Here is a 23,589-nt window from a genome sequence, read left to right as displayed (position 1 = left end):
GTTCATATATACAATACATAAGGGGGGGCTGATCATGATCTGGTTGATTGCATGCGTGCTTTTTTCCATAGTGGTATTCGAGGAGGGAGTGAATTTCTTATTACGGCGGAAAGTGTTTGGAAGGACCCGTGTTGACTCAGGCAGGCACAAACAGGTACTGGAGGGTTTCAGTGCAGTGTTCCGGCTGAAAAGACAAAAAAAGAAGACAAAAGCTTCAGCATGACTTTTGTCTTCAAAGGAAAGAAATTAGAATGGGTCTTATAACATAAAGATTTTACCATACGAACCTGATTCATATGTTTGGGAGTGAAATCCTTATTCATAAGCAAGATTCATTGTAATCCTAAAAAAAGTGAATACAATTAAAGAAAGATTAAAATTCAATGAGAATTTCTTTTTTATCGTTAAAATGCTAAAAAGAAATGGCTGATCGGGAGAGGATGATTTGATGATTGATATGAACTGCGATTTGGGAGAGGGCTTTGGTCGGTTCTCGGTTGGTGACGATAAGGCCATCATGGCATTTGTGACATCGGTCAATATCGCCTGCGGTTTTCACGCAGGGGATCCGGTGGTGATGAGGAAAACCGTGGATCTTGCGGCAGAGTCCGGTGTTTCTGTCGGGGCACACCCCGGGTACCCCGATCTTCAGGGGTTTGGAAGGCGGGCCATGAACATGGATCCTGAAGAAGTATATGCCATGGTTCAATATCAGATCGGATCGCTCACTGCCTTCACGACTGCCAAGGGCATCCGGCTGAACCACGTGAAGCCTCACGGTGCACTGTACAACACGGCCGCACAAAACCCCCTTATTGCGAAGGCGATCGCCGACGCGGTCCATTCCTTGGACCCTGACCTGATTCTTTATGGACTGTCCGGTAGTGAGCTGACAAGAGCAGGGGAAAACGCCGGCTTGAAGGTCTATCATGAAGTATTTGCCGATCGCTCGTATGAAGAAGATGGTACACTGTCACCGCGGCATCTTTCCGGAGCCGTCCTCACCGGAGCTGAGGCGCTGGATCAGGTGAGGCAGATCATACAGAGTGGGCATGTACATACGAGACTGGGAGCATGCATCCCCCTCAAAGCCGATACCATCTGTGTACATGGTGATCACCCGTCCGCCATCCGTCTAGCGGCAGAGGTCCGGGAAATTCTACATACTCTATCACCCTATTCGAATAAAGACAGGAGAGATTCTTATGAAAATCATTCAGATCCAGACCACTAAAAGAGACGAAATGATCGATATCACCCGGGAGGTCCAGAACCTTGTGGATCAGACAGATGTGAGTACGGGTGCCGTTGTCGTTCAATCCCTCCATACGACTGCCGGCATCACCGTGAATGAAAATGCCGATCCCGACGTGAAGACCGATTTCCTGAGGAGACTCGATGAAGTGTTCCCTTGGGATCATCAGTCCGACCTGCACGGCGAAGGAAATACGGCCGCACATTTGAAAACATCCACCACAGGACATTCCCAGACCATTCTTATACACGAAGGCGAACTCCTCCTCGGTACCTGGCAAGGGATTTATTTCTGTGAGTTTGACGGCCCCAGGATGCGATCATTTGCCGTTTCCATTTTGTAAAGAGCTATCCTTGATATGAAAAAGAAAATCCGGACATCCGACCTTGCTGTGATCGGCGCAGGGCGGATGTCCGGATTCTTTAAAGGTGGTTCATACCGATCCTTGGTGTCATGACAAAAAACGGTCCCTGACTTCCTTAGAAGGGATGCTGCATTGATCTTTTTGTCCAAACCATTTGTACCTTCTCTTGGCAAATTGCTTATAAGCAACGTCCCGAATACGACGGGGAATGATCCTTGCAAACTTACCCAATGAATAAGGGAAGCGCAGCCTACTTGAGATTCTGATGACAGCATCGGATTCAAGGAACGCGCGTCCATCTTCGATGAGGACGATGCTATCCACTTCCTCGTGAACACCATGTCGAATCAACAGTTCTTTCCCCTTTTCACTTTGAAGGGAAGCGAACTGAAAAACCTTCTTTTTGTCGTGGCGGATGATGAACTGGACTGATCGGTCACAAAAGTTGCAGACTCCGTCGAATAATATGATGGCCATTTTCATCCCCCTCTTTCTATCTGCTCATGCACCGGGACTGGACAGATGATCGATCACATTATACCCGTTCACTTGCCATGAGTCTTCGGAATAGTGAAGATTATTGATGCACCCGTTGAAAAGCTTCACCTCTTGCTGCTCGTCCAGATGGAATAGCTTCAGGATGGCCGCAATGACGCCTCCATGGGAAACCAATAAGATTCTTTTATCTGGATAGCGCTGCAGGATTGCAGCTAGGCCTGCCATGATCCGGTTGGTAAGGTCCTTCTCTGTTTCCATACCGGGAAAGTCAAACCCTTCATAGGAAGCTCTTCTTTCTTCCCTCGTCAGTCCTTCCCCTTCACCGAATCCACGTTCCATGAACTCGTCCATGACCTCCATGGGTAGGCCCATCTTTTCGTTAATGATCTCTCCCGTTTCCCTGGCGCGATCCAAGGATGTCGTGATCAATACATCCCAATCCCCTCCGGAAAGATGATCCCTGCACTCACTGGCCTGTTTTCTCCCTGCTTCATTAAGGGGGATGTTGGTCTGTCCCTGAAGCCTCCCCGCTTTATTCCAATCGGTTTGACCGTGTCTGATCAAGCAAATCTGTGTCATATGAATGTACCCCCTGTCAGGTGTTTTCATCCAGTGTACTACAAAGCGGCGGTCAATGGGGACCAATAGGTTTCGAAACCGCATACAAGGGAAAAGGATGGCAAGGGAGGGGATTTTATGAAACCTGAAACCATCATTCCGAAAGATGCCGGTGATGAAATCACGGAAGTCCTGGTCGACGGCCTGCAGCGTGATCTTACAGAAGACGAACGTGAGTTGGTTGATCGGTGGACCTCGAGCTTTGATAAACCGGAGAGGGCTACCATCATCAATATGCTGAAGGAGCTCCTCAATAAGCACAAACGCCATGATTGATCGATAAAAAATGCCGACCCTCTCCATTGATAGGGCCGGCATTTTTTATCGGTCATGTGTGAGGTCCAGCAGACGATCGATGTCAATCCGGTAGATCGGTCGAGTCAGTTCTTCTTCTCCAAGGTCCACGGTATTTTCAAGCAGTTCATCTATATTCATCATGCAACCTCCTACGCTGTTGCTATTCCCGTTTTGTTCGTCATATAATCATTCGAATGGCGCAGCTTTTTTATGTGGGTCTTTTTGACGGGAACGATTGAATGAACAGAACAAGTGTGTTACGTTTAACGTGAATCATCGGTTGTTTGATGATCCGAGGAGGCCAATGATGAAACGATTCTCCATGCTTCATGTCCCTGAAGACAGGAATACCGGCCGTCCATCCATCATGATCCATATCCTTCCGACCACCGGTAATTATATAGCGGTCGGGCAATCATCCGGTTATTTCGGTAAAGCTTTTGGTCGTTATGAAAAGCTTACCGCATACCATGCTTACCTGGATATCATCTCTAGATAATGAGATAGACGTATAAAAGACGGCGCTTTCAAGCGCCGTCTTTTTGATTATTCTTCTTTTCCAGGAAGTCTGCCACCATCCTCCTGTGACTAGCTACCATATGATCAGGCAGATTTTTCGAAGAAATGAATTCCAGCTTCGTTCCTTCAGAACGCTGCAGTTTCAGTTGTCCCTCAAACTCTTCAGAATGAAAGCAAATTGTAACGGAATAGAACTGGTCGCCATTTTCCGCTTCTATGTACTGATCTTGACCGGAATAGACGTTCACGAGCTTAAGGCGCCCCACTTCCAGATTCGTTTCTTCCTTCACTTCCCTCCTGCCCGTTTCCTCAGCGGATTCCCCGAGTTCCATCAGACCTCCGGGAAGACCCCATTTCCCAGGGGGAAAGGTGCGCCTTTGCAGGAGGATCCTCCCCTGCCCGTCGGTCAAAATGACCGTGGAACCGACGAGATTGACCGGTCTTGAACCAATCAGTGATCTCAGTTCTTCAATATAGCCCATGTAGACCCCCACCTTTAAGGTGATTGTACCGGATCCCCCTTCACCTGTCATCATTTCCTTCTGATTTTTAAGAGTTCGCCTTCTTCCACGGTGATCTTCACCTTTTCACCCACCCGGTAATCCAAGTACCGATCACAGTCGACTTCATAAGTTGTTTCATTGCTGAAGGTGATGGAGCAACGGTGACCGGAAACGTCGATTTCACGCCCCGACTTCACGCCCTGAGCCGTATTTTCATCTATGGGATAAAACTTTTCTTCAATGGTGAGCCATCCATTATGAGCGCCATTCATCCATTTCATGACTCCAAGTCCGATCAAAAGAAAGACCAGTATGCCTAAGACGATGAGTTTCAAACCGATTTTACCCACGTTCCCCCTCCTAGATATAACTCTAAAAGGTATATGCAGGGAAAAGGACATTCATGAAAAAGGATTCCTCTTTACAAGGTGAAAAAAATAAGATATGGTTTAACTACCGACCGTTAGTTAGTTGATGCAAGGAGGTATTTCGTTGAAGTTCGATAATAAGAAAAAAATAAAACAAACTGCCTTGGATTTATTCGGCCAAAAAGGTTATGAAGAAACCTCTCTGAGTGATATTGCAGCTGTGGTTGGAATAAAAAAACCTTCTATATACAATCACTTTTCAAGCAAAGAGGAGATTTTCACTGATGTCATAGAAGATCTCATCAAATCTGAAATCTCTTCTTATCACAAGCTGCATGAGATTGAACATCCAGGCTCAGCCATCGAACAAGTGCGCAGGGTCTTTGACTCTTTCTGCCACCGCCTGTTGACGACGAAGGAGGCGCGGTTGTGGAAACGGGTAAGCTTCTACCCCCCAGACCCATTCAAGGAATTCATCAGCAAAAAGTTCTATGAACTTGAAGTCGAATATAGCCGCCTGCTCCGCTCCATTCACGCTAGCGGAAAAAGGAACGGATACTTCATGCACATCGATGTAGACCAGTTTACTGCGTCATTCTTGTGTCTAATCGACGGGGTATTCCTCGAACATCATTATTATACGGAAGAAATCTTCAAAGAACGGATCGAGTCGATCTGGAAGGTCTATGAACTAGGATTGACCAACAACAAAGGAGTGTAGAACATCATGGGTTGGATTTATGTCATCATCGGAGGGATCCTGGAAATCGGATGGGCGACCGGGCTCTCATTATCAGAAGGATTTACAAAGCCGGTGCCGAGTATCATCACGGCCATCCTGATCCTGATCAGCTTTTATTTCTTTTCAAATTCAATGAAGCTTCTCCCCATCGGGACTGCTTATGCGGTTTTCACAGGGATAGGTGCTGCAGGTACGGCCATTGTCGGCATGTTCATCCTCGGTGATGGGGTCAGCACACTGAAGATTCTCTTTGTCGCCCTGCTCATATTCGGGATCATCGGGCTGAAGATGAGTGATAAGGAAGAACAGGAAAAAAGGGGTGCTCAGTAATGGCATGGCTCGCACTGATTGCTGCAGGATTCTGCGAAGTGGTCATGGTTTCGTTTATGAAGCTGTCGGAGGGATTCAAAAGGATCATCCCGACAGCTGTCTGCTTCATTGCAGGAGCACTGAGCTTCTATCTCCTGTCTGTCGCCCTGCTGGAGATACCCGTCAGTACAGGGTACGGGATCTGGACAGGAATCGGATCCGCCGGTGCCGTTGTGATGGGAATGGTCTTTTTTAAAGAGGCAAAGGACATCAAGCGTATTGCGTTCATCCTTTGTATTGTTGGAAGCATCATCGGGTTGAAGATGGTTTCTTGACCGATTGAAACGCAGATTGGAGATAACAAAACCCATGGCACTATGCTTGTCATTCAATCAGTGCCATGGTCGGTTTGATAAATATTTTAATGTGGATGAAACAAAAAGCGGGGATTCCATTTTCTATAAAGAATGCCGAATCCCCCTCCGTTTTTTCTTCTTTCAAAAATAGGATGATCCATTCTCGTTTCCGCATCCATAATGTGGGGAGTCAGTTAATGATTCCGGTACCGACGATTTTCAATTCTACATTCGAATGAAACGTGATATTCGGGTATTCTTCCTTCCAATCCATTTTCTCCCACACTTTTGGTTTAAATGCAATCAATTCTCTTCCCAACCCAAAAATATCTGAATTTGCTACTTGAACTTTTTTTACAGTATTCTCAAGTCTTTTGGTCATATTTTTAGAGATGATTTTATTGAGTCTTTTTACTTCCTTTTCATTGAATAAATGATTTGGGGGATATTCTACAATATTAATGTTGGATTTCAAGGTTAGGTTCACGTGAATATTCCCGGGTTCCGCTTTTATAATTTCAACGTTGGCTTTTGGCTTAAGAACATTGAAAGTGATATAATTCTGAATGTTCGGTTCTTTTCCAGATGACACCTTGGTTACAAATCGTGCTACCTTAGATTTCTGATTCATCATAATCAACATCAGGGTCGATTCTGTATAATTCAGTTCTCCCGTCATCCTTCTTTGATCAAACAGAGCGGTTCCATCCAATAGAATTTCTTGATTGACGTTTTTGAATAAGGGGAGCATAAAATCCCTTCCCTCATCGAACATGATGGTGCAAATCGTCTGCAGATTGGCTTTTGGAATTTCGGTGGTGGACTCTGCGGATGAGATGGACTCAATTATATACTCAGAAATCAACACATTGTTTTCCATCAACGGCATGAGATAGGTCCCTGCATCTCCTTTGGTGACCGCAATCTTTGATGAAACAGAGCTATTCGGATCTCGATAAAAAATGTCCAGGAAATCATAGATATCCTCTTTCGCAAGCGTCTCACCAAGAAGAAAAATACGATTCTTTGACGGTTCGAAATTGTCGGATACTTTTTTATCTAGATGGATTCGTACATCCCTTATTGTATGACCGGTCGCCATGACCTCCAGGTTCGTGGGTACCCCCTCCTTGAAATCACGTATGACTGCAGTGCCTCTTATTTTATCTTTATCTTCTGTCAGGTCAAATGCAGATGAATAGACCAACCTGCTTTTTTTAAGTAGACGTTGATCCCAGCATCCCGTTACGAAAACCTGTGCGACAACAAGTATGAGGAGAATAAGCTTCTTCATCTTCAATTTGATACACCGCTTTCTTTTTTCCTAAGGAGAGAAACCATCAACATCGTCAGGGGTACACAACAAACTAGTGCGTATGAAATTCTCATGACGATATGATTAAACGTATCGATCTCATCGATTTTGTACCATACCGCAATCGAAAACGAAATGGACGCATACATAAACAAAATCCAAGTGGCTTTCTTTTTTGAGACTTTCTTCTTGAACAGGGCCCGTGTTCCTTCTATCGAAAGGAAGAGGTAGCTCGTCAAGGATGTTACGACATTGACAATCCAAAGGGACAGGAATACAAGATCGATCCTTTCGACGATTTGAAGATTGAGCGACTTGACAAAATATAAAACCGGCTCAGGAACGATGGCGATTTCAACCGGGCTGAAAACGATGGTACTGACAATCATCATAATCATATAGATGATTGTCACGATCCAGTTAGCCAAGGTAGCGGACTTCAACACAGCTTTTGATCCAAGCTCATGAAAGTGGTGATATAGAATCAAGAGGAGTTCAAAACCAAGCATGGAGAAATACGCTTCCTTTGCACCAGCGATCCATGGTAACCCGAAATGAGCCCCAACCGGAAACAAATACCGGTAGTCAATCGGATATGTCCCCATCACCACGAATGAAATAATCAAGAGGAATACAATCAACATGGACACCAGTACATAGACATTACTGATTGTATCCACATGCTCTTTGGCCAGGTAGATGGCTGTCAAAATCAAAAGCAACATGAGGATCCATTTAGGTGTATAGATAAGCATCCAGGTTTTGATCACCTTGGTCGAATACATTAATATCAGTGCCGTGACCAGTACACCATAGGTGATATATGCCATATTAATTGCCGTTCCGACATATTTTCCCGTTATCACTTTTGAATACTCAAAGAGAGACTGCTTAGGAAATCTTTTGGATAGAAACCAGAGATACGTAATGATCACCTGGACGATTAAACCTGCAATCAGAACAGAAATCCAACCATCCTGTTTGGACTGCAAAAATACATTATAGGGCAACCCAAGGATCCCTACGCCAATTTGAGTCTGAATAATGAAAAAGACAAGCTGTGTTTGGGTCCGTTTGTTACGATTCATCATGATTTTTCCATTCCCTGGATTTGGATGACTTCCAATAATATTGGGGCTTCACATCTTTCGGCCGAGTCCTCATCATCCAAATTGGAACTCTTATCAGAGTATCCTTCAAGGCTTTCACATCAAGAGGTGCGATAGGATATAAATAAGGCTGGCCCAAGGAAGTCAATGTGGCCATATGAATGAGAATGACGACTAACCCAATGATGATACCGAAAAAACCAAAAAGTGATGCAAGTACCATAAGCGGGAACCCTAAAATCCTGATCGAAGTGCTCAACTCATTCGACGGGATGACAAACGATGAGATAGCTGTGATGGCGACGACGATCACCATTGTATTGGATACAAAGTGCGCTTCCACCACGGCCGTTCCGATGACGAGACCACCGACGACACCGATGGTTTGCGCTACAGGATTCGGTAATCGGATGGCCGCTTCCCTCAACAATTCTAAAGTGAACTGCATGATTGCAGCTTCAATGAGTGGGGGAAAAGGTAGATATTCCAGAGAGTTCTTGATCGAGAAAATAATTTCAACGGGAATAATTTCATAATTATATGATATGACAGCAATATAAGTGGCTGGCAGGCAGAGCGTGGTAAGATAGCTGATTAGTCTGATCAACCTAAGAAAAGACCCGGTCGTGGTCCTCGTATTATAGTCCTCAGATGTTTGGAAAAAGCTAAAGAATGATACTGGAAAAATCAACGCTGTAGGACTACCCTCCATCAATAATAGAACTCTTCCCTCCATCAAGTTGGCAACCGCCCGATCTGGTCTTTCCGTATTAAGGAACTGTGGGAAAGGTGAAATCGTGCTATCCTCAAGAAACTCTTCAAAGTGTCCAGGTGACTGTATGGAGTCGACATCGATATAACTGATCCTTCTTTCTATTTCTTCTACAAGCGCTGGATTCGTCAATTCAGATAGAAAGATCAGGGCGTATTTCGTCCTTGAAGTCTCACCCGCATTCGCATATCTCACTGTTAACTTTTCGTTTGTTATCCTTTGCCTGACAAACTGCACGTTCTCGGTGATTTCTTCACTGAATCCCTGATGGGATCCCCTGATGACTTTTTCATTAGTCGGTTCCACCCTGTGTGCTGACTGATTCTTCGGAAGGGCGATGAGCGTCATGGTCTCCCGGCCTTCTTCCAGTAAGGCGCAGCGTCCGTCCACTAATCCATCTAGCAGAACCTGAAGATCTTCCGTCTCCTTTATCCCCCCGCTGTTTACAATATTCTTAATCTCTCCTCTGGGCATCTCTTGAATCGGTTTGATGACAACTTCTTGTAGACTCTTGACCTCTATGATGGAATCTATGTAGATTAATTTAAGCACTCGTTCATTAAATACCAGATCCCTGATGAATAAATCATCTGTCTGAAATAACCCTTCCTTAATAAAGGAGACCTTTTCATCCAGGCTCCTCTCTTTGACCTTCATTTCTTCGCCAAGAGGTCGTAATTTTCGTATCGGTCTCTTTGAACTCTTTTCCTTCATATAGGACACCCTCTTCGTGAAGAAATTCATATTTCTAGCTTTCTCTATGTTGCGGCCTCTTATGCGAGATGTCATCGATTCCTTTGTTTGTTTAATGAAGCTGTTGGTTCATCCAAAGTACGATAAAAAAGTAGGTGGCATGAACAACTTAAAGTATGTACGACATCCTTCTTTTTGGTATACTGTATCCAATACATACCTATCTCAGGAGTGAAACAGTTGACCAAGAAGAAATTTTATACGTGGACCCTGCAAATCTTAATTATCCTCACCATCATTTTCGTCTCAACGAAGATCTCGTTCCTGTTCCAACCGATCGCTGTGTTTGTCTCGACCTTGTTCTTCCCCATCGTGATTTCAGGATTCCTTTATTTCCTCCTGAATCCCGTCGTGAATCTATTGGAGAAGGCACGGCTGCCACGTACAATCGCCATAATCGTACTCTATGCCGCCATTGTCGGGATACTGGTCCTCATCATTGGCAATGTGGCCCCGATCATCTACAAGCAGATCACGGCCCTGTTCAATGAGCTGCCGAATTACGCGGACCAAACCAAGCAGTTCGTCGAGTATCTATCGGAAACGAAGCAGTTCAAATGGGTGATGTCCCAGGACTATGTGTCCATCAAAGACATTGAAAATCAGCTCATGGGCATTGCCAATTCCCTTCCGAATAATATTACATCGGGCATCAAGAGCATCGTGAGCATCGTGACGAATATTACGGTCTTGATTGTGACTGTACCGTTTCTCCTGTTCTTCATGTTCAAGGACGGTTACAAGCTGCCGGACGCCATCGCGAAATTCATGCCGGCAAGCTACCGTGAAGAGGGAGTCAAGACGCTTAAAGAGACTGGAGGCACATTGGCTGCCTATATCCAAGGTCAGCTGACGGTTGCATCATTCGTGGGTACCCTGACCTTCATCGGGTATCTCATCATCGGTCTTCCTTACGCTCTGGTCATGGCGTTGATCGGGGCAGCAACCAACATCATCCCGTTCCTCGGGCCATTCCTCGGGGCAGCACCTGCTGTGATCATCGGCCTCTTTGATTCCCCGACGAAAGCAGTACTCGTCATCGTCGTGGTGGTCATAGCCCAGCAGATCGAGGGGAATTTCCTGTCTCCCCTCATCTTGGGGAAACGCCTGGATACCCATCCGGCAACGATCATCATCCTGTTGCTGGTAGCAGGGAACCTTGCGGGAATCGTCGGTATGATCCTTGCTGTACCGTTCTACGCTGTAATGAAAACGATCGTATTGAACCTGATGAAGATCATCAGACTTCGGAGCTCAACGATCAAAGAATAAAGAAAAGGCCCTGCAGACGATGCAGGGCCTTTTTGATCATAAGATTTTATACATCACGTAATGGGGACCGATTTCAGGGATATGAAATTCATTCCCGACTTTTTGAAGTCCAAGCTTCTCATAATAGGGCACAGCCGTCGTCCTGGCATTGCACCACCATGCCCCCGCATCCTTATCCTTCATGGCCGATTCTGCAAAGGCTATGAGCTTGCTGCCGATCCCCTTTCCTCTTTCGGGCTCCCGTGTAGCCATCCCGCGGAGTCTGTATTGGGTCTGTTGTGACAGTGACTTTTCCTGTTCTTGATAAAATGATCCGATGCACACCAGTCGATCTTGAAGGTAGACGCCAATATGGAATGTTCGTTCATCTTCGTCGCCTTCATATACGCATGCTTCAGGAGGCTGTCCCGGCCTCAATACTTCATGCCTCAATCCATACGTTTCTTCTGCAGGGATTTCCTTTATGATCATGGCTTGACCCCCTTTGGAAGCTCTCCTAATAAATAATCACAGTCCAGCTTTTTCTCGGATATGACCTTATCCTTTATGTCTACCCTATAGGCGGTAGCGTGTGGTCGAGAAGTGAGGACTCTCGTCAATTTCCCGTCCACAAAATGAAGTGCAGCTCCGTCATCAGCCCCATACCCCTCAGGGATCAATCCCTGCTTGATAAACGAATGGAATGCCGGTCTTCTCTCTGTTTCTCCGTCATAGTGGGGGGAATGGCTTCCCTCGATGAATCCGAGGCCATGAACGATATCGAGTTCGTCTCCAAATGAGTCCGTTACACCGCTGTCGAACCAGCAGATCGAACCGGCACTCAGGCCCGACATAATGATTCCGTCTTCGTATCCTTTTCTCAAGATCTTGTCCACGCCCCATTCCCTCCAAAGGGCGAGCATGCTTTTGGTATTGCCTCCCCCAACGTAGACGATATCATTGTCAAGGATGAAACGTTCCAGGTCCCTTGCAGGAAGCTTGAAAAGGGATAAGTGAGAAGGAATGCACGGAAGAGAATTGAATGCATCGTAAAAGCGCTTGATGTATCCTTCCGCATCCCCGCTAGCTGTAGGGAGAAACAGGATTTTTGGTAATGCTTTTTTTGATTGATCCAGTATGTATTGATCCAGCGCCAGGTTATCGGGTTCCATTGAGAACCCTCCGCCGCCCATAGCGATGATTTGCTTCATGATGACACGCCTCCTTTGCTTACTCGTATTCGACATTCCCCTCCCTATTTCCTTTAAATGAACGCCGGACTGACTTCTATCAAAAAGGAACCTGCCGTCATGGCAGGTTCCCCTGTAAGGGTTAATCAGCCTTTTTTGGGCTTGGTTTTAGAGATTTCCAATCTGGATTTCCCCATCAGATAAACGAACACAACGGCAATTCCAAGTGGAATGAGTGCATATGCGAACGTATGGGTGATGGAGTCAGACATGGCCTGAGTGATTTTGCTGAGAACCTCATCAGGTATCTTATCCCGCATTTCAGCTGAGAATAAGCTGCTTGAATCACCAGAAGCCATCCCACCTGATTTACCAAACGCATCCTCCAGATTTGATGCAAAGAATTTTGATTGCATCGCACCAAACAGCGTGATTCCTATGGTCATCCCAAGGGAGCGGAAGAATGAATTTGTTGAATTCGCGGAACCGCGATAGCGAGGTTCGAGCTTATGGATCGTGGCATTGGGCAGGAGGGAGAACGAAAATCCTACGCCGAATCCACTGATGACCATATAGATCGTCAGAAGCCATCTGCTCGTATCAGGCCCGACCGTCGATAAAAGGGCCATTCCGATGATAAAGGAAATGATGGAAATCCACATGATATTCCTGTAGCTCGTCTTGGACATGGCAATTCCGGCCACTGCACTCCCGACAACGGAGCCCAGCATAAGGGGTGTGAGGACAAGCCCGGCATTCGTTGCCGATCCCCCGTAAACTGCCTGAACGAAGATCGGAATCAGGATGGTCAGGATGATGAAGGTAGCACCATACAGGAATGCCAATGCCTGCGCAGAGGCAAAAAGCGGTTTCTTGAACATCCAGAATGAAATGATCGGTTCGCTAGCCTTGCGTTCGATCATCAAGAATGCGAGGAAGAAAATCAAAAAGCCTGCGAACAGAGAAAGGATCTGCCAGGAAGTCCAGGCATATTCTTTCCCTCCGAATTCAAGTCCGAACATCAGGCTGACGACAGCCACCACGAGGGTAATCGCTCCACCCCAATCAATGCGCTGATCGGATCGTTCCGGTGATTCCTTGTATGAACCCAGAATAAAGATTAACGAAAGAAGACCGATAGGGAGGTTCACATAGAAAATCCAGTGCCATGAAAAATTGTCCGTCAGAAACGCCCCGATCAACGGACCGAAGACGGAGGATGAACCAAAGACAGCTCCGAGGAGCCCGGTCATTTTCCCACGTGCTTCAGGGGGGAAGATGTCAAAAACGATCGTAAAGGCAATCGGCATCAAAGCTCCCCCGCCGATTCCCTGGATGGCCCGGAAAATACTGAGCTGGACGATACTTTGTGAAAGACCGCACAGAACCGATCCAAGCAGAAACACAAATAAGCCGAACACGAAGAATTTTTTCCTGCCGTACATATCCGATAGTTTCCCGAAAATCGGCATTCCCGCCATGACCGCGACCATATAAGCGGAGGTTACCCATACGAACTTATCTGCACCGTTCAAATCGGCGACGATAGCCCCCAAAGCGGTTGCAACGATGGTATTGTCCATCGCAGACATAAGTATGGCCAAAAGAAGTCCCGCAAGGACAAGTTTGGACCCTTTTTGTTCTATTACCACTGTTCTGCACCCTTTCTATATGTCTAAAGTGTCATATAATGATATCGTAGTTAATTATAACCCTTTTTTACATGATGTCCAATTCAAACTCTCCGCAAAAAAACAGGGAGCGTGACCACGCTCCCTGTCCGGAAATCGAAAATGATTACTTTTGAACGTTGGCTGCCTGAGGTCCACGGGCCCCTTCAACGATTTCAAACGTCACGTCCTGACCCTCTTCCAACGTCTTGTATCCTTCGCCTTGAATCGCTGAAAAATGAACGAATACATCGTCTTGGCCTTCGACTTCGATGAAGCCGAATCCTTTTTCGGCATTGAACCATTTAACTTTACCCTGTAACATAGATCATAGACCTCCTCGTGCAGCATGCACATTAAAATGATACTATTCCTGCTCTGATTAAGATTCAAGACGAAAGATTTCTATCAAGATAATTAACCGAACAAAAATAACTACCTATACTATAGCAGTATTTTTCAGAAAACTCAATAATCTTACATCATTTTATTCATGCTGTTTAGGGTGCACGATTTAAGGTTAGAAGAGTATCATCATGTGAAAATGAAACGGAGGAAAATGAATGCTCTTGCTTTGGATCCTTCTCATCCTTTATGCAATCTTCCTCGCTCCCGGGTCAGGAAGAGATGAAATCTTCCATGCACTGATTCGCGGTGATTTCGCCGATGTCGAACCCCTGGTGGTGACCATCTTCTCTTTCTTAGGGGTATTCCCCTTGCTCTTCGCCGCCATCCTCCTGCCGGATCGAAGAAGTGGTTCCTGGCCGTTCGTCCTATTATCCATGGGAACGGGAGCCTTCAGTCTCCTCCCGTATTTCTACTTAAGGGGACGTTTCAAGGGTCTTGAGAAGATTGTCACTCCTGTCTGGCTCATGAGGGTAGCGTCCTCCAGATCATTCATCGGCATCATAGTGGCTTTGTTCATTTTATCGCTGTTACCTCTGACCGGAGGGATTTCTTTGAATGCATACAAGGATGCATTCATGCACTCTTCCCTGGTCAGCGTCATGACCGTCGATTTCCTGATCCTCGTTCCCCTATCCTGGTACGCCATGAAAAGGTTTCGCGGCATCCCTTCGCCGATTTCGTTCATCCCGATCATCGGTCCAGCCCTCCTCCTATGGCAGCAGAGGGGAGAGAAGGATAATGAAAGGACGGAATGAAAAAGACGTGCACCTGCACGTCTTTTTTTAATCAATTGACTTTCACTTCATGAATCGTACGGTCGTCGATCCGTCCTTTATCATTAACAATTTCTATCGTCACGGACTCCTTATCCTTGTCCCGGATGTCTTTGATAATTTGCTTGAGAGTTTCTTTGTTTTTGAGCGGGACCGTCACTTCCTGGGTCACATCACCCTCTTTTTTCTTCCTGCTCTTCAACTCTTTGTCTGTATAAACCAAGTCGGTTCCAAGAGCTTCTTTCAACGTATTGCCTTCTAAGAAGAAACGCGTCTGATAAGGTGTTCCCGTCTCAATTTCCTTATCAGTCACAATGGCTTTAAAGGTAAGTTCACCCGCTTCTTCATCCACTTGCACGCTCCCTCCCTTGATCATCTCGGCTGCATTACGGTTACAACCGGTGATCAATAGCAGAAGCATCATTCCCACGACCGTTACAAACATTTTCTTTTTCACTGTCAGATCCCCCTCTAAAGTTGTGCCTTTTCATTTTACATGAATGTCGATTGGAATCCCACTTCTATGTCGGGATCACGTGCTTCAAGTCTACTTTAAAAAAAGACAGCTTGGAAAGGAATTCCCTTTCTTTTGTCGAATATACTTTCTCATCCATAGTGAAAGGAAGGATTCCAATGAAGAAAATGATTGGTTGTGTGCTCATTCTCTCTCTCTCGCTCGCTTCACTGGGGGTACCCACCACAGAGGCAGCCGCCAAAAAGTACAAAAATTGTACTGAACTGAACAAAGACTACAAAGGTGGTGTCGCCAAGGCGAAAGGTGTGAAGAATAAAGGAGGTAAGACAAAATACACCCCGCATGTTTCAAAAGCACTCTATGAAGCCAACAAGAGTAAGGATCGTGACAAAGACTCCATCGCATGCGAAAGATAAAGAGCAGACCAAATAGGGACATCCGGCACTTCAATGTGCGGATGTCCCTATTTTGCTCCATTCATCATATGAATTCCCCTGACTGAGTATAGAATGACGGATTCTCTTAAACCACGTGTCTGTTGCAAAGCGCTTTTAAAATGAACAGCTTCTCCCGAGAACTTAACATTTTCCAGCTTTTCGCACGAATCATCACGATTGGTTCCCCCTCCTGCATTCGATATACTGTTCTATACCTTCTTTTCAGCCATGACAAACACGTCAAATTGTTCATTATTCACCCTTAATGTGCCAAAGCATGACAGATTCATGCAGGAAAAAGGGATCAAAGTCAGAAAGTATGTCGGTACATAGGGGAACCTCCCGAAAGATTATTGGTTTTTCTTCAGCTCACTTAAAAAATGATGAAGGATCCGTGCCGTCAATCCCCAGATGACTTTGTCTTCATGGTAATAAAAGACCTCCTGCATCTTTCTGGCCTGCCATTCATACTGTTTGCCACCTGGAATGCGGTCATAGGGGAACGACTCTTCCGGATGCATCTTCACATCGATCGTATAGATATCAGGTTCATCATTCAACAGATCATCCAATGGCACAGTAAAGACCTCCCCCACCTCTGCCGGATTAGGTTGAAGATCTTCCGGGGAGGTTTCGATCCTACCGACAAACGGATAGATCATCGTTCCAAAGGGTGTGATGATATAGTCAAGGGGATACACATCCCTCACCTCATCCAATGAGATCCCGAGTTCTTCAGAAGTCTCCCTGATGGCAGCTTCCTTTTCACCTTGATCGGATGGATCCACTTTCCCTCCAGGAAAACAGATTTCACCCGGCTGTCGGCGCATGTCCTGTGAACGGACTTCAAACAGGATATGAGGCTTTCCATCGACCCGGATCAGTGGCAGCAAAATCCCGAAGGAAGCATAGGATCCCGCTCCAAGCAGCCTTGGTTTCCGGTGCCTGAATGTCTCAAGCCACTTTTGCTCATCCATGTACTCACTCCCTTTTTCTTACCATTATAAACCGTTCCGGCGACCCGTCACAACAATGATGCCCCCATCAACTGCCGAGGCTCCAAGGAACTCCAATATGATATAATGAAAGAGTATATACGAGAAAGGAATTGATGCGATATGTTCGGAAAGATGGCTTCAGATGTACTGGGACTGAGCGATATTGGTTCGGTCATCCATCCACAGGATTATGATAAGGCGGATGCAGATGACTACATCATGCATGAAGACGGTGAGAAGATCTATTTCCTGATCAAATCGAAGTCCGACGAATATTGTTTCACCAATAAAGCCCTCATCCACCTTGACGGGACGAGCGCCACAAGCAAAAAGCGCATGTTGAAACGCTTTGATTATTATAAGCATACCATCAGCGGCGTCATGCTTGAAACGGCCGGTACAGTCGACTTGGATGTGGAGATCAAATTCAAGATCGGTTCAGAATCTTATTCCATCGATGTGCATAAAAAATTCCTCACTGAAGTGAAGGACCTTTATAAATCCCTCATCAAGATCGGTGAAATTGCCGCTGATAACAGCGTGTATTCAACTTATGCTTCAGAGAGCCTTTCCGTTGCATCCCAAACCCTGGGACAGGTAAAGGCAGACCGCGCAGATGTGTCCGCTCAATTCAGGGAAATCAATGAATATGCCTTCGACTGGCTGCTTGAAAAGAAAAAGACCTTCGTGCAGAAGGATTATGGAAGCGTCTTTGAAACGTTCATCCAAAATTGACATCCAGCGACCCGGCCCCGGCCGGGTCTCCTTTTGTATTAGGAATCATTGACGGGAAGAGATGGATTTTCTTATACTGGATAAGCACAAAATGATGACAGGAGAGGACTTATGGACTTTACGATACAATATCTATCATTCTATCTGATTTCTGTCGATGGAAAGGGTGAAGAAGCAGACAAGCGCCAAAAACACTTCCAGACCCTTACGACTGCTACCTATGAAGAAAGCCCCCTTAAAACATTTTTAGACGGGGAGCTCACAAAGATCACTAAACGGAAGGTGGACCGTCATGCAAAATCCGAAAATGCACCAACCAAAATCGGACGGTTCATCGTTGAACCCGGTCATGAGCTGACAGCGAATCCCAACTACAACCTCTTCCATAAGACCCGGTTCGCAGAAGACAGCGACACCTTCCGAGAGGCGACCGATCAAATCGTGCAGATGTACCTCGAAACGAGCGCAATCCGTGGAGGGGCCGTGATCGTTGCCACTGCAAAGCTGACGAAATTCTTCGATGATCCTTTTGTCTTCATCATGAAATGTGATTTTGAACCGAAGGTCGCGACCATCACGGACGAAGCGACGCTTATTCACAATGTTGAAATGGCCATCACGACAAAGGGGATGAAATCGGTGCAGTATCCGTATATGCCGGAAGACGGGATGATGGACCCGGCTGAACTGAAAATTCATCAGGCATCTCATGCCCACTACTTCGAAAACTTCCTCAAATGGGTCGAGTTCGAGAAATCCATGCCTGAAATCGTAAAATCCCAAGTGTATGGCATGGTGAAGGAACATATCTCCGAAACCTATGCAGAATCAAGCGACGAGCGCGTGGAATTTGAAGAAGCAGTGGAGGAATGGGCCATCAGTCCGAAACGGGAGATGCAGGAAAGATTCACCCCGGAACAAGTCGTCGAAGCCGCAGCGCAGATTGTCGAGCAGTCACCTGAAGTGGAGCTGAAGATGCGCCTTGACCATATGGCCGTAAAGGCAATGCTGTCGGATTTCGGTGATCGTCTCCATTTTGCAAAAGTGAACGACCGCTACGTCCTCATGATCGAGAGCGATACCGTGACGTTCGAGCAGGGATTTTCTCCTTTGGAGTTCCTGAAACCGGATGACCTTCATGAGGTGATCGAGCGTATACAGAATAAGCCACAGTAAAAAGCAGTAGGGTTCCACAGGAATAGGAATCCCTACTGCTTTTCTTTATTCAATCCACCTTCAGGGGAATCGTGATTGATTCCGAGCCAAGCAGGTCGAACACACCCTATGTCTATGAACACCAGCAAAAGAGCTAAAGAACCTGTATCATCTCCACCCGATTGCCAAAGGGATCCCGACATTCAAAGCGGTCATAGCCCGGTATGGCAATCGACTGAAGGATGTTGGTACCATGCTTCTCCAAATGTTCCTTCCAATACCTCACATCGTTGACTTCATAGGCAATGTGGGCCTTTGTTTGGTATCGATCGACCCCTTCTTCCGTTCCGATATGAAGGTCTGCGTTACCTGTGTGGAGCCAGAAGCCGCCCCTCCCTTTCAAACTCTCCGGCTTATCCATTTCCTCCAGTCCAAGCAAGCCACAGTAAAAAGCCCTCGCTTCTTCTTCCTTCCCTGAAGGAATCGTAATTTGTGCATGATGAATCCCTGCGATCATCGCCATCACTCTCCTTTTCTCATTTTCATTATACCTGATAGGGTAGGCCAGAACCGATCAAATCCATGATGACTGCTCATAAGGATTTCTTATCAGATGGGTATTGCCGGACAGACGTCGCTCTGCTAATCTAATACAATATAGACATATTACGGAAGAATGGAGATCCACTGCATGCTAACACATGATCAACTCGATGACATATTCACCCTTCAATCCCTATGCGAAACGCATGACGGCATCACCATCAAATTGAACGGCGACATGCTCAGGAGAGAATCCTATGAGTCTTATGATCTCCTGAGTTACGATAACGGACGCCTCACCGGCTTCCTTGGAGTCTACCCTTTTGGGAGCACCATTGAGCTTTGCGGGATGGTACATCCCGATTTCAGGAGGAGGGGGATCTTCCAATCCCTCTTCAATCGGGCATTGAAAGAAATCAGTAAGAATACGGTGGATAAGGTGCTTGCCAATTCACACGGACGCTCTCCTGCCGGGAAAGCGTTCATTGAAGCGAATGGCGGCCTTTTCGACAACACCGAATTTGAGATGGAGTGGGTCCCATGTGAGCTGCCGGAACCGGATGAATCAGTCCAGCTCCGCGGTGCAACCCGGAAGGATACACCGGAGATGACACGTCTCGGATTGGAATGTTTCGGCATTAAGGACGCATCATTCGATGAGGCTCATATCGACGATACCCTCATGATCCTGTTTGATGGAGAAGTCGCAGGGCAAATGAAGATATCCCGCGACGGGGGGCAGTGCTACATCTACTGGTTTTCAGTGTTTCCTGCGCTCCAGGGACGCGGAATCGGTCGACGTGCATTGAGCCGGGTGGTGAGGGAAGCTGAAGGTAAATACTCCGTTATCGGACTCGATGTGGCAGCAAAGAATGAACATGCACTAAAACTCTACACGTCCTTAGGTTTTGTTGTTCAGAGTCATCAGGACTATTATTCTCTTTCCCTTTAAATAAACAGCCGGGACCTGTAGGAGGCCCCGGCTGTTTATTTATTTATTTATTTATAGAAGATATGCTTTATACTCCACACGTCATCAATCTCAAGCACCCCGTGAGAATGATACGAAAGCTTGCGTTTATCGGTGGGCGATCCCGGATTGAACAGAAGCACTCCAGCATCCACCCTCACGTAGGGAATATGGGAATGACCAAAGATGATCAGGTCGACTTCTTCCTGTTCAAAGGCATGGCGAGCGCGTTTTTCCGTCGTCTTTCCGGTGCCGTCTCCATGAACCACACCAATGCGGAGGTCCTTCAATGTAATGATCGTCTTCTCCGGAAGGATTTCCTTGAGGCTCTCATCATCGACATTCCCCGCCACAGCTGTTACCTGCCCGTATTCTTTGAACGCCTCATAGTGCTCAATCGTTTGAAAATCACCTGCGTGGATGATATGATCCGCCGTTTTGAGATCTCCCAACAAAGGGGAGGGCAGATCCCTCCCTTTTTTCGGAAAATGGGTATCGGCCACGATCACCACCTTCATCATGGGTTGCTGCTTTCCGCAATCAGTTTCTCCACTTCTTCTTCGATGACAGATGGATCGATCCTCTCAAACAGCGGTCCACCTTCTTGAAGATGAAGGACATCAGATCCTACAGGACCCCAGATGGCGCTGCCCGAACCGAGCTGCCTGCCTAGCTCCTCCCCTTTCTCTGGAAGAAAGGGCGTCAGGAGGGCACGCAGGTTGGTGATGATATAAATGAATTCCGTGAGAAGTTCTTTCCCGCGATCCTCATCCTCCTTGACGACCACCCAGGGTTTCGATTCATCGAAGCGTTTATTGATCCCCCTGATGTAAGTGAAGATTCCATCAAGCGCCTCCCTGGTCGTACCCTCTTCGATGCGCCCTCCGGCCAAATCGAATTGTCTTTGTGCTTCTTCACGCAACCCTTTTCCAACGGTAGTAAAGTCGACCTTTTCTCCGTACGCTTTACGATAAAACTTCAGCGTGCGCTGCACCAGATTACCGAATGCTCCGAGGAGCTCTCCGTTGTGGCTATGGATGAACTCCCTCCAGGAGAAATCCGCATCCCTCTTTTCCGGGGCATTGATCGTGAGGAAATATCGCAGGGAATCGGGTTCATATCGATCCAACAGATCGCGCGCCCACACGGCCCAATTGCCGCTGGTGGAGAACTTCTTTTTTTCGAGGGTCAGATACTCATTGGACACCACGTGATGAGGAAGCGCTTCTACTCCGATCCCTTTCATGACAGCCGGCCAGATGATCGTGTGGAATGGAATATTGTCCTTTCCATGGACGTAATATGTATGGGTGTCCTCTTCCCAGAAATGTTTCCAGTCCTTCCCGGTTTCAACTCCCCATTCCTTGGAGGCACTATAATATCCGCTCACCGCCTCGATCCACACATACACCTTTTTATCTTCAAATCCCTGAATCGGAACAGCCACCCCGTTTTCAAGGTCACGTGTCACGGCCCGGTCATGAAGACCTTCATTTAAATATCTCTGCGTCAGATTAAGGGCATTTTCACGCCAGTCCCCCCCATGGTCCTTTACCCATTCCTCAAGTGCATCCTGAAATTCCGAGAGGGCAAAATAGAGATGGGTCGTCGATTTAATCACCGGTTCGGTCTGACATAGTTTGCACGTTCGATCCTTGAGATCCAAGGGATCCAGGACCGTCGAACAATGATCACACTGATCTCCCCTTGCCTTTGCACCGCATACCGGACAGATTCCCTCTACGAATCTGTCTGGCAGGAAACGTTGATCCACTTCACAATAGGCCTGTTCGACTTCTTTCTCATACAGCCACCCATTTCGGTGAAGCGTCCGAAAGATTTCCTGCACCGCTTCATGATGGGGCTGCTTGTCTGTTCGCGTATAAAGGTCATAGCTGAATCCGAGGGAATCGAACGTTTCCTTGAATTCCCGGTGGAACCGATCGGCGATTTCCTCCACGGGGACACCTTCCTGGCTCGCCCTGATCCCGATGGGCGTTCCGTTGCAATCACTCCCGGATACGTAAAGGACATCTTCCCCTCTCATCCTATAGTAGCGTGCGAGGATATCTCCCGGCAGCAGGGCTGCAATATGCCCCAGGTGCAGGGAACCATTCGCATACGGCCATGCTCCTCCAATGAATACTGTCATGCTGATCATCTCCTTTTGTTGTAAACAAAAAAACCCCCGTCCTGACGCCATAAAGACGTCTAAGGACGAGGGGGATGCTCGTGGTACCACCTTAGTTCGCAGGATGCTCGCGCAAATCCTGCCTTCATGAGTACGAAGCCGATCTAGCCCTTATACTCCGGCGTGTGATAACGGGTGCCTGCCCCGTCCCACCCTACTCCAAAGGTTTCGAATGGAACGCTCCGAGACCATCTTCGGGACCAGTCTGTGCCTGCCCCTTTTCAGCTGCCGGGGCTCTCTTTCAAGACCGAATTGATCCGTACTCTTCTCATCGTCGCGATTAAGTATAGTATGCCACTTTTTTCAAAAAAGGCAAGAGGTTTATTTCTGCACCGTTGTGGAAAGAGAAAGAAAAACAAGGAAGGAGTGTTCCGCCTTGAGCGTATTGCAGAAACAATTCAAAGAACCATCCGGACCGTTGGGTTGGTTGGCAGGAAAAATCATGGAGTTCGATAATCGCAGGATCCATCATTGGAGCTTGAAGCGGCTCGGCATTCAAAACGGGGACAAGGTGCTTGAAATCGGATACGGGACGGGTTCTTGCATCGATAGGATCGCTGCTTCATACCCACATGCGGTCGTCGACGGAATCGACATCTCAGAAACGATGGAGGAAACGGCAAAGAAGAAGAATGAGAAAGCGATCCGCGAAGGCCGGGTACGCCTCTGGACTGGAGATATAGGCGATTTCTCCAGTGAGACGTCCTATGATAAAATCTTTGCCATCAACAACTATCCCCTTTGGAACGATCAAGAGAAATCCCTCGCGAGGATCCACTCCCTATTGCATGAAGGTGGCATCCTCTTGATCACAGTTCAGCCGAGAGGCGATGAAGCGAGCGATGAACGAGCGAAAGAGTACGGTGAAGAAATTGCTGCTGTAGTCCGTTCAACCGGTTTCAAAGATGTTTCGATCGCTTATAAAAAAGGATCCCCTGCCATGACCGCCTGTGTTACCTGCAAAAAAACAGGTTGAGCCCGGTGCTATGGACCTGCCCATTCTAGGGGTGATCCA

General features: G+C 46.8%; 31 protein-coding genes and 1 other annotated feature. Of the genes, 15 read left to right on the top strand and 16 right to left on the bottom strand.

Annotated features, from left to right (window positions below):
- Nucleotides 1–34: 34 nt before the first annotated feature.
- The 3 genes from AF331_RS04175 (at nt 35) to AF331_RS04165 (ending at nt 1,598) form a co-directional block, all read left to right on the top strand.
- Entirely contained in the window at nt 35–223 is a 189-nt protein-coding gene (locus AF331_RS04175) for a hypothetical protein (RefSeq protein WP_053426894.1), read from the top strand.
- 225 nt (nt 224–448) lie between these two features.
- On the top strand, nt 449–1,234 hold the full coding sequence (locus AF331_RS04170; RefSeq protein WP_053426893.1) for a 5-oxoprolinase subunit PxpA: 786 nt from the start codon (nt 449–451) through the stop codon (nt 1,232–1,234).
- Nucleotides 1,206–1,598 (top strand): secondary thiamine-phosphate synthase enzyme YjbQ, encoded by a 393-nt coding sequence (locus AF331_RS04165; protein ID WP_053426892.1) that lies wholly within the window; start codon nt 1,206–1,208, stop codon nt 1,596–1,598. The genes AF331_RS04170 and AF331_RS04165 overlap by 29 nt, the downstream gene beginning before the upstream one ends.
- A 108-nt stretch (nt 1,599–1,706) precedes the next feature.
- Here AF331_RS04165 and AF331_RS04160 read toward each other — a convergent pair whose 3' ends face one another.
- Both AF331_RS04160 and AF331_RS04155 read right to left on the bottom strand, forming a co-directional pair.
- Complete coding sequence (locus AF331_RS04160) at nt 1,707–2,096, bottom strand: thiol-disulfide oxidoreductase DCC family protein (RefSeq protein WP_327205383.1); 390 nt, start codon at nt 2,094–2,096, stop codon at nt 1,707–1,709.
- A 24-nt stretch (nt 2,097–2,120) separates the two neighbouring features.
- Nucleotides 2,121–2,696 (bottom strand): histidine phosphatase family protein, encoded by a 576-nt coding sequence (locus AF331_RS04155; RefSeq protein WP_053426890.1) that lies wholly within the window; start codon nt 2,694–2,696, stop codon nt 2,121–2,123.
- A gap of 117 nt (nt 2,697–2,813) precedes the next feature.
- On the opposite strand from AF331_RS04155, the gene AF331_RS04150 reads away from it, so the two are divergent.
- Together AF331_RS04150 and AF331_RS04145 are read left to right on the top strand one after the other, a co-directional pair.
- Nucleotides 2,814–3,011 (top strand): hypothetical protein, encoded by a 198-nt coding sequence (locus tag AF331_RS04150; protein WP_053426889.1) that lies wholly within the window; start codon nt 2,814–2,816, stop codon nt 3,009–3,011.
- 328 nt (nt 3,012–3,339) lie between these two features.
- A complete protein-coding gene (locus AF331_RS04145; protein WP_053426888.1) occupies nt 3,340–3,531 on the top strand; it encodes a hypothetical protein in 192 nt (63 codons plus the stop codon).
- Nucleotides 3,532–3,559: 28 nt separating this feature from the next.
- Here AF331_RS04145 and AF331_RS04140 read toward each other — a convergent pair whose 3' ends face one another.
- Nucleotides 3,560–4,084: an NUDIX hydrolase gene (locus AF331_RS04140; protein WP_235576308.1), complete on the bottom strand. Its 525-nt coding sequence runs from the start codon at nt 4,082–4,084 to the stop codon at nt 3,560–3,562.
- The gene (locus tag AF331_RS04135; protein WP_053426887.1) at nt 4,084–4,404 is read right to left on the bottom strand and encodes a hypothetical protein; all 321 of its coding nucleotides are present in this window, start codon (nt 4,402–4,404) and stop codon (nt 4,084–4,086) included. The genes AF331_RS04140 and AF331_RS04135 overlap by 1 nt, the downstream gene beginning before the upstream one ends.
- Before the next feature lie 142 nt (nt 4,405–4,546).
- Here AF331_RS04135 and AF331_RS04130 point away from each other — a divergent pair, with 142 nt between their 5' ends.
- From AF331_RS04130 to AF331_RS04120, 3 genes are read left to right on the top strand one after another with little or no spacing between them, the layout of a single operon-like run.
- Nucleotides 4,547–5,143, top strand: coding sequence for a TetR/AcrR family transcriptional regulator (locus tag AF331_RS04130; RefSeq protein WP_053426886.1), 597 nt, complete (start codon nt 4,547–4,549; stop codon nt 5,141–5,143).
- Between the two features lie 6 nt (nt 5,144–5,149).
- Nucleotides 5,150–5,494, top strand: a complete 345-nt coding sequence (locus AF331_RS04125; RefSeq protein ID WP_053426885.1) for a DMT family transporter — start codon at nt 5,150–5,152, stop codon at nt 5,492–5,494.
- Nucleotides 5,494–5,808: a DMT family transporter gene (locus tag AF331_RS04120; RefSeq protein ID WP_053426884.1), complete on the top strand. Its 315-nt coding sequence runs from the start codon at nt 5,494–5,496 to the stop codon at nt 5,806–5,808. The genes AF331_RS04125 and AF331_RS04120 overlap by 1 nt, the downstream gene beginning before the upstream one ends.
- Before the next feature lie 211 nt (nt 5,809–6,019).
- Here AF331_RS04120 and AF331_RS04115 read toward each other — a convergent pair whose 3' ends face one another.
- The 3 genes from AF331_RS04115 to AF331_RS04105 are packed head-to-tail and all read right to left on the bottom strand — an operon-like array spanning nt 6,020 to nt 9,682.
- The gene (locus AF331_RS04115) at nt 6,020–7,123 is read right to left on the bottom strand and encodes a Ger(x)C family spore germination protein (protein ID WP_053426883.1); all 1,104 of its coding nucleotides are present in this window, start codon (nt 7,121–7,123) and stop codon (nt 6,020–6,022) included.
- Nucleotides 7,124–7,125: 2 nt separating this feature from the next.
- A complete protein-coding gene (locus tag AF331_RS04110) occupies nt 7,126–8,235 on the bottom strand; it encodes a GerAB/ArcD/ProY family transporter (RefSeq protein WP_053426882.1) in 1,110 nt (369 codons plus the stop codon).
- Nucleotides 8,222–9,682, bottom strand: a complete 1,461-nt coding sequence (locus tag AF331_RS04105; protein WP_160316482.1) for a spore germination protein — start codon at nt 9,680–9,682, stop codon at nt 8,222–8,224. Before AF331_RS04105 ends, AF331_RS04110 begins: the two co-directional genes overlap by 14 nt.
- Before the next feature lie 276 nt (nt 9,683–9,958).
- Between AF331_RS04105 and AF331_RS04100 the strand changes: the two genes are divergently transcribed.
- Nucleotides 9,959–11,050, top strand: a complete 1,092-nt coding sequence (locus AF331_RS04100) for an AI-2E family transporter (RefSeq protein WP_053426880.1) — start codon at nt 9,959–9,961, stop codon at nt 11,048–11,050.
- A 36-nt stretch (nt 11,051–11,086) separates the two neighbouring features.
- Here the strand turns inward: AF331_RS04100 and AF331_RS04095 are convergent, their stop codons facing one another.
- The 4 genes from AF331_RS04095 to cspD all read right to left on the bottom strand — a co-directional run bounded on the left by AF331_RS04095 (nt 11,087) and on the right by cspD (nt 14,214).
- A complete protein-coding gene (locus tag AF331_RS04095) occupies nt 11,087–11,521 on the bottom strand; it encodes a GNAT family N-acetyltransferase (RefSeq protein WP_053426879.1) in 435 nt (144 codons plus the stop codon).
- Entirely contained in the window at nt 11,518–12,240 is a 723-nt protein-coding gene (locus AF331_RS04090; protein ID WP_053426878.1) for a Type 1 glutamine amidotransferase-like domain-containing protein, read from the bottom strand. The genes AF331_RS04095 and AF331_RS04090 overlap by 4 nt, the downstream gene beginning before the upstream one ends.
- A gap of 125 nt (nt 12,241–12,365) precedes the next feature.
- Nucleotides 12,366–13,871, bottom strand: coding sequence for an MDR family MFS transporter (locus AF331_RS04085; RefSeq protein ID WP_053426877.1), 1,506 nt, complete (start codon nt 13,869–13,871; stop codon nt 12,366–12,368).
- Nucleotides 13,872–14,016: 145 nt separating this feature from the next.
- Nucleotides 14,017–14,214, bottom strand: a complete 198-nt coding sequence (gene cspD / locus AF331_RS04080; RefSeq protein WP_053426876.1) for a cold-shock protein CspD — start codon at nt 14,212–14,214, stop codon at nt 14,017–14,019.
- A 238-nt stretch (nt 14,215–14,452) separates the two neighbouring features.
- Here cspD and AF331_RS04075 point away from each other — a divergent pair, with 238 nt between their 5' ends.
- Complete coding sequence (locus AF331_RS04075) at nt 14,453–15,052, top strand: hypothetical protein (RefSeq protein ID WP_053426875.1); 600 nt, start codon at nt 14,453–14,455, stop codon at nt 15,050–15,052.
- 31 nt (nt 15,053–15,083) lie between these two features.
- On the opposite strand, the gene AF331_RS04070 is transcribed toward AF331_RS04075, so the two are convergent.
- Nucleotides 15,084–15,527 carry a hypothetical protein gene (locus tag AF331_RS04070; protein ID WP_053426874.1) on the bottom strand — a complete coding sequence of 148 codons (444 nt, stop codon included), beginning with the start codon at nt 15,525–15,527 and terminating at the stop codon, nt 15,084–15,086.
- A 176-nt stretch (nt 15,528–15,703) separates the two neighbouring features.
- Between AF331_RS04070 and AF331_RS04065 the strand changes: the two genes are divergently transcribed.
- Nucleotides 15,704–15,961, top strand: a complete 258-nt coding sequence (locus tag AF331_RS04065) for an excalibur calcium-binding domain-containing protein (RefSeq protein WP_053426873.1) — start codon at nt 15,704–15,706, stop codon at nt 15,959–15,961.
- A gap of 371 nt (nt 15,962–16,332) precedes the next feature.
- Here AF331_RS04065 and AF331_RS04060 read toward each other — a convergent pair whose 3' ends face one another.
- Nucleotides 16,333–16,959 carry an NUDIX hydrolase gene (locus AF331_RS04060; RefSeq protein ID WP_053426872.1) on the bottom strand — a complete coding sequence of 209 codons (627 nt, stop codon included), beginning with the start codon at nt 16,957–16,959 and terminating at the stop codon, nt 16,333–16,335.
- A 141-nt stretch (nt 16,960–17,100) separates the two neighbouring features.
- On the opposite strand from AF331_RS04060, the gene AF331_RS04055 reads away from it, so the two are divergent.
- Together AF331_RS04055 and AF331_RS04050 are read left to right on the top strand one after the other, a co-directional pair.
- The gene (locus AF331_RS04055) at nt 17,101–17,715 is read left to right on the top strand and encodes a PH domain-containing protein (RefSeq protein WP_053426871.1); all 615 of its coding nucleotides are present in this window, start codon (nt 17,101–17,103) and stop codon (nt 17,713–17,715) included.
- Nucleotides 17,716–17,826: 111 nt separating this feature from the next.
- Nucleotides 17,827–18,891 (top strand): DUF3900 domain-containing protein, encoded by a 1,065-nt coding sequence (locus tag AF331_RS04050; RefSeq protein ID WP_053426870.1) that lies wholly within the window; start codon nt 17,827–17,829, stop codon nt 18,889–18,891.
- A 133-nt stretch (nt 18,892–19,024) separates the two neighbouring features.
- Here AF331_RS04050 and AF331_RS04045 read toward each other — a convergent pair whose 3' ends face one another.
- Entirely contained in the window at nt 19,025–19,387 is a 363-nt protein-coding gene (locus AF331_RS04045; RefSeq protein ID WP_053426869.1) for a VOC family protein, read from the bottom strand.
- Nucleotides 19,388–19,561: 174 nt separating this feature from the next.
- On the opposite strand from AF331_RS04045, the gene AF331_RS04040 reads away from it, so the two are divergent.
- Nucleotides 19,562–20,365: a GNAT family N-acetyltransferase gene (locus AF331_RS04040; protein ID WP_053426868.1), complete on the top strand. Its 804-nt coding sequence runs from the start codon at nt 19,562–19,564 to the stop codon at nt 20,363–20,365.
- Nucleotides 20,366–20,412: 47 nt separating this feature from the next.
- Here AF331_RS04040 and AF331_RS04035 read toward each other — a convergent pair whose 3' ends face one another.
- Together AF331_RS04035 and metG are read right to left on the bottom strand one after the other, a co-directional pair.
- Entirely contained in the window at nt 20,413–20,904 is a 492-nt protein-coding gene (locus AF331_RS04035) for a metallophosphoesterase family protein (protein WP_235576307.1), read from the bottom strand.
- Nucleotides 20,901–22,535 carry a methionine--tRNA ligase gene (metG, locus tag AF331_RS04030; protein ID WP_053426867.1) on the bottom strand — a complete coding sequence of 545 codons (1,635 nt, stop codon included), beginning with the start codon at nt 22,533–22,535 and terminating at the stop codon, nt 20,901–20,903. The genes AF331_RS04035 and metG overlap by 4 nt, the downstream gene beginning before the upstream one ends.
- 58 nt (nt 22,536–22,593) lie before the next feature.
- Nucleotides 22,594–22,858: a binding site (T-box leader), on the bottom strand.
- A 92-nt stretch (nt 22,859–22,950) separates the two neighbouring features.
- Here metG and AF331_RS04025 point away from each other — a divergent pair.
- The gene (locus AF331_RS04025) at nt 22,951–23,550 is read left to right on the top strand and encodes an SAM-dependent methyltransferase (protein ID WP_053426866.1); all 600 of its coding nucleotides are present in this window, start codon (nt 22,951–22,953) and stop codon (nt 23,548–23,550) included.
- Nucleotides 23,551–23,589 lie beyond the last annotated feature (39 nt).

The sequence above is a fragment of the Rossellomorea marisflavi genome, from assembly GCF_001274775.1.
GTDB lineage: Bacteria > Bacillota > Bacilli > Bacillales > Bacillaceae_B > Rossellomorea > Rossellomorea marisflavi.
Note: the sequence above shows the minus strand (reverse complement) of the source record. Positions and strands in the feature narration are given on the sequence as shown.